A 12,031-nucleotide genomic window follows, 5' to 3' on the forward strand; every position below is an offset into this window, starting at 1 on the left:
CCACACCTCCATCATATACAAACTTAAAGCAAACTACAAGCCCAAAGTTTCTTAAACGATCCAACTGTTCTAAATTATTGCCATAATAACAGCATGCAAACCCTTTAATCTGAAAAGTAAAGTTGAAAATAACATTAACAGAATTTAAACGAAAAGTGTGTAGAAATTTTAGTGCGTTAGGGATGGGTATTGTCATATGAAATCAAATGATGTCTGTCAGGAAATAATTATAAACAGTTGAAATGAGTGAGGGATTCTAACCTTTACGGAATAAGGCAGCGATGCCAATGGCAAAGGGTTGCCATTAGCTTGAGTGTCTACAGTTCCTAAGCTTGTCAAGTTTGTCGATTTGTTTATCTAATTGAAGGATTCGATCAAGCGCTGTTTGGGGGTCAATGGTTTGATAATGATGATTCCCTCCGGGTTGTTCTTCAGCTTCATCAGCCAAAGCAACAACATGCTGAAGAGGGTTGCGTTCCAGTTGGCTTGACCCAGCTGGCAAATAAGAATCCGTGTGGAGTAAAATAGCCAGGGCAATTTCTTTCGCTGCTTGGCGATTTTCCCCGCTACGGATCAGTAGTTTATGAGCGCGATTGGCGCCCTTAATTGCATGAATGTCATTTTCTTTATATAAATCAAAATCCCATTCACCATTACGATACCAGTTATAATGGCCGATATCGTGAAGGAGACCCGCTTTAGCGGCTTGATCGGGATCAACATTGTTATTCTGTGCATAGGAAAAAGCGTGTTCAGCAACAGCAATCGCATGAGCGATGCCTGAGCGTTGTAGATACTTTTGGGCGATTGGATGGGAAAAAATTTGTTCTAACGTCACATTCCTCATTGCAAAAACTCCTCCAGTCTTGCCAGTCTTTAAGAAGCGTTTTAAGCAATAAATGACAATGGCAAAAAAATGATATTGCCAAACAATATAGCACGATTTTTATTGGAATGCAATCATTAAAGGTCCTATTTTCTTTCCCATTCATCCCTCTTCCGCATGTGGAACACTGAGTTATATTCCCTAACGCGAATTTAGTGTGCCCTTATTCTGTAATGGTTCCGCAGCCTTTCCTGCTTTGTTGTTCCTAACAAACATATAAAAAGACGCACCAAAGATGACACAATAACCAATGATACTTAGTAGATCCGGTGGCTGATGAAAGACGATCACACTAATTAATGCGGAATAGACAATCGTCGAGTAAAAAAAGATGGATATTTCCCTAGCCGGTGCAAATTTGTATGCAACGGTCAAACCAAACTGACCCAGAGTAGCAAACAAACCCGCTAAGAGCAGGTAGATCAACTGCTGCCATGACATCGGTTCATACGAAATGACCGCAAAAGGCACAAGCACAACTGTTGAGAAGAAGGAAAAATAAAAGACAACCGTATAATACTTCTCCTTATCTCCTAACACGCGCAACACTGTATAAGCTCCAGCAGCAAAGACAGCTGACGCAACACCTGCCATATATGGAAGCGCTTCGATCGAAAATGCCGGTTTAATAATCAATAGTGTTCCGATAAACGCGACGATAACCGAGACGATTTGATAGAACTTAGCCTTCTCCCGCAAAAATATCGCACAAAAAATGATTAATAAAAACGGGCTCATTTTGTTTAACATATCCGCATCTGATAAAACGAGATGATCAATCGCATAAAAGTAAAAGACAATGCCAAGCGTCCCTAAGGCTGATCTTAATAATAAAATCGGCTGATGTTCCTTTTTGCCAAAGATCCTTTCCTTATGGTGCCAAACAAATCCGAAGGAAATGACAGCCGTCACCAGATTTCTAAATAAGGTCTTTTGAAGCGTTGGCACATCTCCAGAAAGTTTCACGAAGGCCGACATCATCGCAAAACCAAAAGCAGATAGTAAGAGTAAGAGAATACCTTTATTTTTATCGCTCATATTGTCCTCCAGATACGTTTATTCTTCTCGCATATTTGCTAATCCTACAGTACATTAATCCAAAGGAAAGTCGCTGTCAATTAAATTGTTTGGCTATAACAAAAAAACCAATTCTTCGGTAAGCATCGAAGAACTGGCTTTAAAAATACACGGTTATGGATTACTCATTTGTAGATGTTGCTGCCCGATCATTTGAATGCCTATACAGTTCCTGTTGTTTCATTGTGCTCGACTCGTTCAAGGAAACGCTCGACCTCTTTTGGCGACGACAAAATCACCACTTTAGTCTCATCGGGTAATTGTGCCAGCTTATTCATGATTTCTGGCTTTTTAACTTTAGGGTAACTCCAAACCCATTTTAAAAATGGGAATGAAATTCTCTCATCGCACCCTTTTCCCATATCAGGCCTTGGCTTATTCCAATACTTAATCCTTCTTTTGATAATACGGCCGACACATATGACTCTCGATATATCTAGAAAAATAACCGTATCAGCGGCTTGAAGTCTGATGTCCATTGTACTGCCGTAATTGCCGTCAAAGATCCATGCATCTTTGTTCACCCGTTCATGTTGAACACGTCTTTGTTCTGCCTTGGGCGTCCCGACCCAATTCGGCTTCCAGAACATAGCATCCAAATGAAAAACCTCAATGTCTAGCTTATAACCCAATTGTCTAGCTAAAGTAGACTTTCCAGATCCACCTGAACCGATGATTGCAATTTTTTTCATAGACTCCCCAACCTCTGCGTCATATTTCTCCACCATTAATTTCGAGAACACGATCAATCCCCCCTTCATAACACTGGCACGAAAGCTAATCATTGGTCTGTGCTACAAAAATGATGTAAAATATTATGCATGTGGAATTTCCCCTCTCTATTGTCAGAGGAAAATTCTGCTTTTTTTAATGGAATAAGAACAACACGAAGGGGAACTGACGATGCCAACAGGATCAATGATTGATGCATTAGCAGTCATTATTGGCGGCTTTTTAGGAGCTTTTTTTAAAGATAAAATCCCTGAGAGATTAAGTACCGCTCTCCCACTAACATTTGGAGCGGCATCTATGGGCATGGGTATCGATTTAATCACAGACATGGATGCTTTACCACCTGTCATTCTCTCTCTACTAATTGGGAGCGCCCTAGGTGAGTTAATGAATCTGGAAAAAGGCATTGAATGGTGTGCGAGCAAAGTCCGCGGGCCCGTGGAACGTTTGTTTTCAGGCGGAAATACTGAGCTGAGCCAAGAAGCTTTTATGGAGAAATTTGTAGGTATTGTTGTGTTATTCTGCGCTAGCGGAACCGGAATCTTTGGTGCCTTGAACGAAGGTATGACAGGCAATACATCGATACTAATTTCAAAATCGTTTCTCGATCTCTTTACCGCAGCGATTTTTGCGACAGCGTTAGGTTATATGGTGATCACCGTCGCCGTTCCTCAATTCGTTATTCTCGTCGGTTTATTCATGAGTGCTGGGGTCATTCTACCGCTTACCGAACCCCATATGATTGCTGACTTTTCTGGTGTCGGCGGCATCATTATGTTAGTCACAGGTTTTCGGATTAGTGGCATTAAATCCTTTCCGATTGGCAATATGTTGCCGGCTCTCGTCCTGGCCATGCCGGTATCGGAATTATGGAAAATGTTTATGGGGTGATTGTTGTCACCCTATTAGCATACATCATTGTTTTCTAGACCGATCCTAAGGACTTAGCCCTTTGTACATTCCCATGCCACATGAACCAGCCAAAAAGAAACACCAATAAGATACATAATCATATGAATATGGTCGTTACAGGTTTTAATCCTATATTTCCTTAGACATTCCAAAATCCTTCTTAATGATAATCAAACGGCGGGCACCCCGAAAACAATGGGATAACCGCCGTTTGTATCTGCAGCTACGATTTTTCCTTGATTTACTGCTTCTTATCCCAACTTTTAGCTTTTTCGGCAGCTTGTTGGACGTCTTCTACCGTTCGCCCTAAGCCGGATTCAACCACTGCGACATAGGTCCCTTCGACAAGTGGAGCATCCGCGATGGTCACATGCTCCGCATCGTTATCAAGCATTTCTATCGCAAGTTCAGCATTCATCAAAGCACTGCCTATATCAAACATCACGACAACCCCCGCGCCTTCATCAACAGCTGTTATCGCCTTCGTTATTCGATCGACGCTTGTGCCGATCTCACCATCATCTGTACCGCCTGCTGCCGCAATGGGGACATTATTTTGATTCGTTTGCGAAACAAGTTCCTGCACCCCTTCAGCCAGCCTGCTACTGTGTGAAACAATCACGATTCCGACATGTGCCATAAATTATGCCTCGCCTTCTTTTAAAACGTCAGATAGAGCTTCAAACAAATAATAGGAAGTTACAGAACCTGGGTCTAGGTGCCCAACCGATCTTTCTCCTAGATAAGAAGCTCGTCCCTTCTTAGCTTCGAGATCTTTCGTCGCCTCCATCGCTGTTTCTGCTGTTTCCGCAAGACCTGCAGGAGAGATGTCCTGTTCCTTAAAATAGGTCAACATGGGGATCCAGACATCAAGCATGGTTTTATCGCCTTCATTGGCTTTGCCGCGAGATTTAATCCCGTTAACAGCTGCTTCTAAGGCGGGAACAATATTGGTATCATTGATCTCAGGTTCGTTCTTCAACTCAGAAGCCGCTTTTAAAAACGCTGTGCCAAAGAGGGGACCAGAAGCTCCACCTACTTTAGAAATTAAGGTCATGGCGGTGTCCTTTAACAAATCACCCGTAAATTCATAAGTGTTGGCGTCTATTTTTGTTTGCACTTCCTGAAAGCCCCTCGCCATATTGTGACCATGATCGCCATCACCAATGGCTTGATCGAGTTCAGAAAGCTTATCTTTATTCTCCTGCATTTTTTGATTCATTTGTCTTAACCATTGTGCCGTTTGTTCAACAGATAATTGCATGAATGTTGCCTCCCTACATTTCTTTACTTTAAAAGATCGTATAATGGACCATCTAATTTCAAGATGCTAATTGAACAACCCGCCATTTCTAGTGAAGTCATGTATTCTCCGACAAATGTTTTGACAACATTGACCTGTTTCTGTTTCAATAATTCGCTAACTTTACGATTAACAATATACAGTTCCATGAGAGGGGTCGCGCCTAGCCCGTTAATCATAACGGCAATATTGTCACCCGTGGAGAGAGCCACCTTATCCAATACTTTTGTCAAAAGTTCCGTCGTAAGTTCATCGGCCGGCATTATCTCCTTTCTTTCCATCCCTTGCTCCCCGTGGATGCCTGTACCGATCTCTATTTCATTATCGCCTAGTGTGAATCCGGGTTTGCCGGAAGCGGGAACAATACTCGGGGAAAGGGAGACACCCATGGATCGAACGTTATGGATGACGTGTTCGGCAATGTCTTTAACTTCCTCTAGATTTTTGCCAGCTGCCGCGGCAGCTCCTGCTATTTTATGAACAAATATTGTCCCGGCGATGCCTCGACGGTCTTCTTCTTTTTCAACAGCTATATCGTCATTCACAATGACTTGCTCGACATCAATGCCTTCTGCTTCAGCCATGTCAGCTGCCATGTCAAAATTCATGACGTCGCCGGAATAATTCTTAACAACAAGTAAAACACCCTTGCCGCTATTTACTGCCTTAATGGCCTCGAAAATTTGATCCGGTGTCGGAGAGGTGAAAACTTCTCCGGCAACAGCAGCATCTAATAAACCATCACCGATATAGCCGGCATGAGCGGGTTCATGACCGCTGCCCCCGCCGCTGACCAATCCAACTTTTCCATTTACAGGAGCATCTTTCCGGATAAGGACTGTCGAATCAGGTAAGCGTTTTAATTGATCGGGATGGGCCGCAACCATTCCATCTAACATTTCGTCAATGACATCATCGGGACGATTCACCAATTTTTTCATCATAGCATCTCCATTTTTTAGACATTTTCTGAACACGAATTGGCAGACTATTTTTTTGTACAATTATTTTAACATTTCAATATCAGTTTTTCATGGTTGAAAGGCTCTTTGAAAGTCCCTCAGAAAGTATGAACCATGCAAAATAATATGCAGGAATGGTATGATACTAAAAATTATGATCCCCAAATGGAACCCTTTCAGTATTTTAGCATCGAATAAACTATGTTAACGGGCCTTTATTAGATGTAAAGAATAAAGCCTGTATAAAACATGGGGTGAATACTATATGTCAGCAGATTGGCAAGTGGCCGTTGAAGCCTTATCCAACATTAAAGTGAGGACCAATCCTAACAACCAACCAGTAACGATCAGCGGACGTTCTGATGGCTTAGGCTGCATAGGTGTGGGAACAGACGCAGCTGTATTTCGCTCTATTGATGCCCCTGGATATGCGTTTAAAGTCTATGCCGATGAACAACTGTCTAAAAAAGACGCCGAAATAAAGGTCTACCAAAGCATAGGGGAATCCCGCTTTTTTTCAAACCTATGTGGTGCGGGTGATCGTTTTCTTGTTCTCAGCTTTGAACAAGGAACCACACTGTATGATTGCCTGCTGCAAGGGATTCACATACCAGAACAAGTCATCCAAGATGTCGAGAATGCCAGGACGTATATTCGTGAACAGGGTCTTAATCCTCGAGATATTCATTTGCGAAATATCCTATTACAAAATGGGAGAGCCAAGATTCTTGACGTTTCTGAGTACATCCAACCAGGAAATGATGGTCGCTGGGAGCATCTGAAACAAGGGTATGAAAATTATTATCACTTTATTGATGGCAAGCCCCTCCCCCTTTGGCTACTTGAAGCCATTAAAAAATGGTACTTGCAAACAAACGACCCAAACTTTTCCTTCGAGGATTTTATGAAAAAAATCGCAAAGTTGACATTGTTTTGGAAATAACTGTCCTACTCACACTATAAAGAAACGAGGCTGGACCAAAAGTATATGAGTCACAGAAAAATCCGAAGTTATTTATTACAGTTCGGAAGACTAGTTGAAAATAGCCATTCCTGTCATCGCTTCGTCAAAATCCTTCGCTTGCCGCGGGCACGGCCTCAGCTAACTTGGTAAAGGAACTCCCTTTACCAAGTGGATCTTCGGCTCGTGCACCTGCATCTTCAAGCCTTTTCAGGGAAGCAAGATGCTTCGTCGCAGTCCAAAGAAGCTTATGGCGTTCGTGCTGTTCCCGCAGGCGTCTACGGATTTTGACGACCCTTAGGATTTGCTTTCATATCTTATTGTTCGGCTTCCTAAGTATCCTGTTTTAGATTTGTCCCCGTCTCAATATTTATATCCTCTATGCGGCAGCTAACTCTGCTGCCTCAAGTCAACTGGCAATGCTTCGAGTCCGCGCATCATCATACCTGGCCGCCACTTCATTTCATCATCCGGCACTGAAAGCGATAAGTCACTAAATTCACTAAGCAGTGTTCGGAATGCCACTTTAGCTTCCAACCTCGCTAATGGCGCTCCTAGACAAAAGTGAATCCCTTTACCAAAGGCGAAGTGTTTAATGTTTTCCCGGGCAATGTCAAATTGATCAGGGTTATCGTAGACGTCTGGGTCACGATTCACCGCTGCTAGAGAAATAAAAATCGCGTCCCCTCGCTCCATTTGTTGTCCATGCCAGTCCATTGCTTCCGCTGCATAACGAATCGGAGCGATTTCAACCGGACCGTGGTAGCGAAGCATTTCCTCAATCGCATTCTCCATCAAGTCCGGATTTTGCCGCAATCGGATCATCTGTTCAGGATGCTGGAAGAGAGCATACAAACCATTGGCAATTAAATTGACCGTCGTCTCATGACCGGCGACGATTAATAAAAAGATCGTTGCGATCAGTTCTTGTTCCGATAATCGATCACCTTCGTCATGAGCATCAATCATAAGACTGATCAGGCGGTCGTCCGGATGCTGACGTTTCTCATCCACGAGATCACGAATATAGGTAATAAAGGCATTGATTGTATTTTGATTCTCGACGATGCGGCTTTGGTCATTGGCCGATTCCACAATAACTGCGGACCAGTCATGAAAAGCATCACGGTCTTTCTCCGGAATACCCAGCATATTACTGATGACAATAATAGGCAGCGGCAAGGCGAAGTCACTTATAGCATCCATGTGTCCCTTCTCTTTAACTGGAGCCAAAAGCCGATCAGTAACGGCCTGAATATCATCTTCCAGCTGGGCAATCATTTTTGGAGTAAAGGCTTTGGAGACCAGTTTACGCAATCGGGTATGATCAGGCGGATCACTGGACAACATGTTTTCCCCCAAATAAGCACCATTCTCAAGAAAATAGTCGCCTTCACCTTCGTTAACATTCTTAAAATCCTTAACAATCTTGGAACTCTTAAACATATTTAGAGCATCTTCATGTTTTGTCACAAGCCAAGCTTGCTTCCCTGTTGGTAATTTGAACGGAAAGACCGGTTGATCCTGACGCAACTTTTTATAAAGTTGATAAGACTGCTGCTTGAATTCAGGTGAAAATAAATCCACGTCATTAAGCGATAATGGCATCATCCAACATCCCTTCACTATAATTGTGATGCAATTGGTTCATGTATTTAACTATTTTTACACCAAGTTTATTATACCAGAAATCATCGAATCATTAGAGTGACTTTTGTCCCTTCTTATCAATCAATAATTCAAAGAACTGACCACCGTTACGATCAACCGCATGATCTCCCTAATCCGCAACTTTCCTTTGCTTCCACAAATAGTCGACAATCCCTTGTGCGCAGACTTGCATATCAAGTTCAAGCACTTGATAAACGCTATGATTATCCGCAACATTTAGCTGTCGCAAATGCGCCTTAATTCGTGATAGCAGTCGATTGGCAAGTGCATCAGGCCCCTCTTCGCGCACAGCACTTTGCTTGCCTTCTTCAACGAAGATAGGCAGCCATTCTTCTACCTGACAAAGCGCTTCTTCAACGTTAGCTGTCATGCCAAAATGACCAAAATATAGTCTGTCTAACGATCGTTTACGAATGCGTTCAATGGATCGATTCATGGCATCGGGATTAAAATGATTGGGTGATGTGGTCGGAAGGAAAAAATCAATGCCATCATCCGCCAATAACTTGTAATGAATCCCGACCGTATCCCCCGTAAACATGCCATGACTGATCGGGTCATAGATACTGAAATGATGTTTGGCATGTCCCGGTGTATCCAAGAATTCCAGTCTGCAATCAGGTCCAATCGTTAATGTGTCCCCATCCCCTTTAACTAATAAACGATCTTCCGGGATAGCGATGACAGGATCAAACAAAGGATCAAATTTTTCTTGATAAACCTGTCTAGCCCCAGCCACAAGACGGCTTGGATCCGCTAAATGACGCGCGCCTCGCGGATGTACAACCACTGTCGCATTGGGACATTCTTGTAATAATAGACCCGCACCTCCCGCATGATCCAAATGAACATGGGTAACAATCAGATAGTTCACCTGATCCAGTGAATAGCCAAGGCGCTTCAGTCCTTTTTTAATGTACGGGACGGAAGGACTCGGCCCCGTTTCAATTAACGTTAATTGCTCTTCTTCAATCACATATGTACCTGTCCGATTAGCCACTCCCAAATCAAACCCATCAATCAAATGAATGCGCTTTCTTAAATATTTAGGCTCTTTTGCCTGCATGAACGTCTCCTCCCTAAATCTTGAATCATCAGCTTCTATCCGCGGCTTCTTTTGTTGAACCATTCGACTAATTTCACATTTTTTGATATACGCATATTTTAACATTTTGCTATTAGATATTTCACTATTCATAACTTACATAAAATCCTATAAAAAAGGCTGTTTTCGAAACTTTGTTGCTATTTCAGAGGAGGGGTTGATTTCCGCTCCAGGATGCTCGCTTTCCGCGGGGCGGGCGGTGAGCCTCCTCGGCGCTCTGCGCCTGTGGGGTCTCACCTGTCCCGCTCCTCCCGCAGGACTCTAGTAAAGGCATCTTGAGTAAGCGGCGCTGAGGAACACACTAAGTTTAAGTGTTCCGAACCTCAACCACCTTCCGCTCCAATCAATAATTTTCGACATTTTAGCTGTCATAGGTCCTATTTAAAAAACAACACTCTTTTTAGAAAAGAGCCATAAAAAAAGAAATAGATCCCCTTGAGTTTCCGGCTCGAATGGGTCTATTTCTGATCCCGCGCCACCCCCCCTTGTAGGGGACTGGTATTGCGGACATGAACTCTAGATTAGAGAAAAACATTTCCAAGGCACTTGAACAACACAAAATCATTTGAAACATTTTTCGTTACCATTCGTAAAGATGATTAACATAGCAAACAGGAGTGGGTTCCATGTTTGACATCTGGCTGCTTTTCTTGATGGCTTTCGCAGGTGGCCTTATTGCCCTTATTAGTTTTATTACGATTTTAGGTCGAAAAATAGCAGAACCCAAGGATGAACTGCAAAAGAAAGTTCAGGGTCTTGAGGAAGAAGTGGAGCGTTTGAAGAATAATAGAGATTAGGTCATGATGTCTACGAAAGCTTCACAGTACCGGCTGCATAAAAAAGGCGGCACTTAATTGTATGCTTTCAGCCGCCCTTTTCCCACCGGTCCATAACTAATTGTCTTTGACTTCCTCATAACTCTTGCGTTTCATGGAATAGGTGCGACCAATGTCACCAAAAGTCGTCCCTGCCAAGCGGCCGACTGGACCAAGACCTTCCGTATCAATCCTGCCTTCTTCATACAATGCATCATCAATATCAAAATAGACAATTTCTCCGATAACAAAATCAGCACTGGGCGCCCCATTCGTCCCGCCCATCGGGATGATCTCGGACAACTTGCACTCCATGCGAATCTTGGCCTCTTGAACGCCAGGCACACCAATCATCCGACTATCCTTCAATGTCAAACCGGTCTCAGTCACTTCACTCATGTCAGCCGGATAATCAATGGAACAATCATTAACGGCCTTGACATTATCAGTGTCAACAACCTGGATGACAAATTCACCGCTTTCCTGAATGTTCAGGGCCGTATCCTTCATCACATTACCGGGTTTCCGTGCACAAGAAATTCCGATCATCGGTGGGTCTGTTGCCACAACGTTATAAAAACTAAACGGTGCAGCATTGATTGTACCCTCGGGCGTCCTAGAAGTGACAAAAGCAATTGGTCTCGGTAAAATACTGCCGATCAACAGCTTATAATTTTCTTTTTTCGTTTGATCTTTTGGATTAATATGCAAATCCTATCACCTCTTATTCATTGTAACTGAAGTCCATCTTTTTTGAAAATTATGTAGTTGGACCCCCTATTACACCCCTTACAATTTTGAAAATATTTCCGTAATAAAGCATTCTATAAGGTCAATATTATAAATGCCTAACCTGAATTTAATCGAGGAGGAACAGAGATGAAGAAAAGTATCATCACAGTTATGCTGGTCTTTATATTATCGGCCTGTAATACGCAAGATGGTCAACAAGACTCATCTGGCGTAGATGATCATCAGTACAACTCAGTCAATTATAATGATGATGGAAGGTTAAACGACAACCGTGATAATGAACGATTTAATCTTATGGAAGACGGACATCGTCATGACGATTTATCCAGAGGCGAAATACCAGGAGAGGATAGGGAACAAGATCCTATTGATCAAGATCATGAAAATCATGATAAGGCCAATCAAGGAAACCAAAAAAATAACCAAGATCAGTCCAAAAAGAATCCCACTAAGAACCCATCTTTAAGCGATTTCCAAAAGAAAGTCATTAAACTCACTAATCAAGAAAGGACCAAACGCGGGTTGTCAAAGATCAAAGCTGATCCGCAAGTCTCAAAAGTTGCTCAAAAAAAGGCAAAGGACATGAGTCAAAACCATTATTTTTCACACACATCACCTCAGTATGGTTCACCCTTTCAAATGATGAAGGACGCTGGCATTGACTACCAAGCAGCTGCCGAAAATATCGCCAAAGGTCAGGATGCACCAAAAGTCGTTATGGAAGGCTGGATGAATAGCGCCGGCCACCGGAAAAATATCCTTAAAAAAGGCATCACTCACATTGGTGTCGGATATGCTCAAGGTCAGGACGGCCCCTATTGGTCGCAAATGTTTATTGAAAAGTAATACCTAAT

13 protein-coding genes are annotated in these 12,031 nt (G+C 42.7%); 4 read left to right on the plus strand and 9 right to left on the minus strand.

All coding sequences use genetic code 11. From position 1 onward, the window contains the following. Window positions 1–304 precede the first annotated feature (304 nt). The 3 genes from B9Y89_RS17840 to B9Y89_RS17850 all read right to left on the minus strand — a co-directional run bounded on the left by B9Y89_RS17840 (window position 305) and on the right by B9Y89_RS17850 (window position 2,655). Complete coding sequence (locus B9Y89_RS17840; protein ID WP_085524529.1) at window positions 305–847, minus strand: HD domain-containing protein; 543 nt, start codon at window positions 845–847, stop codon at window positions 305–307. A gap of 180 nt (window positions 848–1,027) precedes the next feature. Then, window positions 1,028–1,924 carry a DMT family transporter gene (locus B9Y89_RS17845; protein WP_085524530.1) on the minus strand — a complete coding sequence of 299 codons (897 nt, stop codon included), beginning with the start codon at window positions 1,922–1,924 and terminating at the stop codon, window positions 1,028–1,030. A 200-nt stretch (window positions 1,925–2,124) separates the two neighbouring features. Then, window positions 2,125–2,655 (minus strand): DNA topology modulation protein, encoded by a 531-nt coding sequence (locus B9Y89_RS17850; protein ID WP_085524797.1) that lies wholly within the window; start codon window positions 2,653–2,655, stop codon window positions 2,125–2,127. A gap of 211 nt (window positions 2,656–2,866) precedes the next feature. Between B9Y89_RS17850 and B9Y89_RS17855 the strand changes: the two genes are divergently transcribed. Beyond that, window positions 2,867–3,586, plus strand: coding sequence for a DUF554 domain-containing protein (locus tag B9Y89_RS17855; RefSeq protein ID WP_085524531.1), 720 nt, complete (start codon window positions 2,867–2,869; stop codon window positions 3,584–3,586). Between the two features lie 262 nt (window positions 3,587–3,848). Here the strand turns inward: B9Y89_RS17855 and dhaM are convergent, their stop codons facing one another. The 3 genes from dhaM to dhaK are packed head-to-tail and all read right to left on the minus strand — an operon-like array spanning window position 3,849 to window position 5,851. After that, window positions 3,849–4,247: a dihydroxyacetone kinase phosphoryl donor subunit DhaM gene (dhaM, locus tag B9Y89_RS17860; RefSeq protein ID WP_085524532.1), complete on the minus strand. Its 399-nt coding sequence runs from the start codon at window positions 4,245–4,247 to the stop codon at window positions 3,849–3,851. Window positions 4,248–4,250: 3 nt separating this feature from the next. Next, window positions 4,251–4,871, minus strand: a complete 621-nt coding sequence (gene dhaL / locus B9Y89_RS17865; protein WP_085524533.1) for a dihydroxyacetone kinase subunit DhaL — start codon at window positions 4,869–4,871, stop codon at window positions 4,251–4,253. A gap of 23 nt (window positions 4,872–4,894) precedes the next feature. Next, on the minus strand, window positions 4,895–5,851 hold the full coding sequence (gene dhaK, locus B9Y89_RS17870; protein ID WP_085524534.1) for a dihydroxyacetone kinase subunit DhaK: 957 nt from the start codon (window positions 5,849–5,851) through the stop codon (window positions 4,895–4,897). A 286-nt stretch (window positions 5,852–6,137) separates the two neighbouring features. Between dhaK and B9Y89_RS17875 the strand changes: the two genes are divergently transcribed. Then, window positions 6,138–6,815, plus strand: coding sequence for a protein kinase family protein (locus tag B9Y89_RS17875; RefSeq protein ID WP_085524535.1), 678 nt, complete (start codon window positions 6,138–6,140; stop codon window positions 6,813–6,815). Between the two features lie 408 nt (window positions 6,816–7,223). Here the strand turns inward: B9Y89_RS17875 and B9Y89_RS17880 are convergent, their stop codons facing one another. Both B9Y89_RS17880 and B9Y89_RS17885 read right to left on the minus strand, forming a co-directional pair. Further along, window positions 7,224–8,441 carry a cytochrome P450 family protein gene (locus B9Y89_RS17880; RefSeq protein WP_085524536.1) on the minus strand — a complete coding sequence of 406 codons (1,218 nt, stop codon included), beginning with the start codon at window positions 8,439–8,441 and terminating at the stop codon, window positions 7,224–7,226. 172 nt (window positions 8,442–8,613) lie between these two features. Next, the gene (locus B9Y89_RS17885) at window positions 8,614–9,570 is read right to left on the minus strand and encodes an MBL fold metallo-hydrolase (protein ID WP_085524537.1); all 957 of its coding nucleotides are present in this window, start codon (window positions 9,568–9,570) and stop codon (window positions 8,614–8,616) included. Window positions 9,571–10,235: 665 nt separating this feature from the next. On the opposite strand from B9Y89_RS17885, the gene B9Y89_RS19180 reads away from it, so the two are divergent. Then, window positions 10,236–10,406 (plus strand): hypothetical protein, encoded by a 171-nt coding sequence (locus B9Y89_RS19180; RefSeq protein ID WP_176222280.1) that lies wholly within the window; start codon window positions 10,236–10,238, stop codon window positions 10,404–10,406. 96 nt (window positions 10,407–10,502) lie between these two features. Here B9Y89_RS19180 and B9Y89_RS17890 read toward each other — a convergent pair whose 3' ends face one another. Further along, window positions 10,503–11,135 carry a flavin reductase family protein gene (locus B9Y89_RS17890; protein WP_085524538.1) on the minus strand — a complete coding sequence of 211 codons (633 nt, stop codon included), beginning with the start codon at window positions 11,133–11,135 and terminating at the stop codon, window positions 10,503–10,505. A gap of 168 nt (window positions 11,136–11,303) precedes the next feature. Here B9Y89_RS17890 and B9Y89_RS17895 point away from each other — a divergent pair, with 168 nt between their 5' ends. Beyond that, a complete protein-coding gene (locus B9Y89_RS17895; RefSeq protein ID WP_085524539.1) occupies window positions 11,304–12,023 on the plus strand; it encodes a CAP domain-containing protein in 720 nt (239 codons plus the stop codon). The last annotated feature ends 8 nt before the right edge of the window (window positions 12,024–12,031 follow it).

The organism is Tuberibacillus sp. Marseille-P3662, assembly GCF_900178005.1.
GTDB lineage: Bacteria > Bacillota > Bacilli > Bacillales > Sporolactobacillaceae > Marseille-P3662.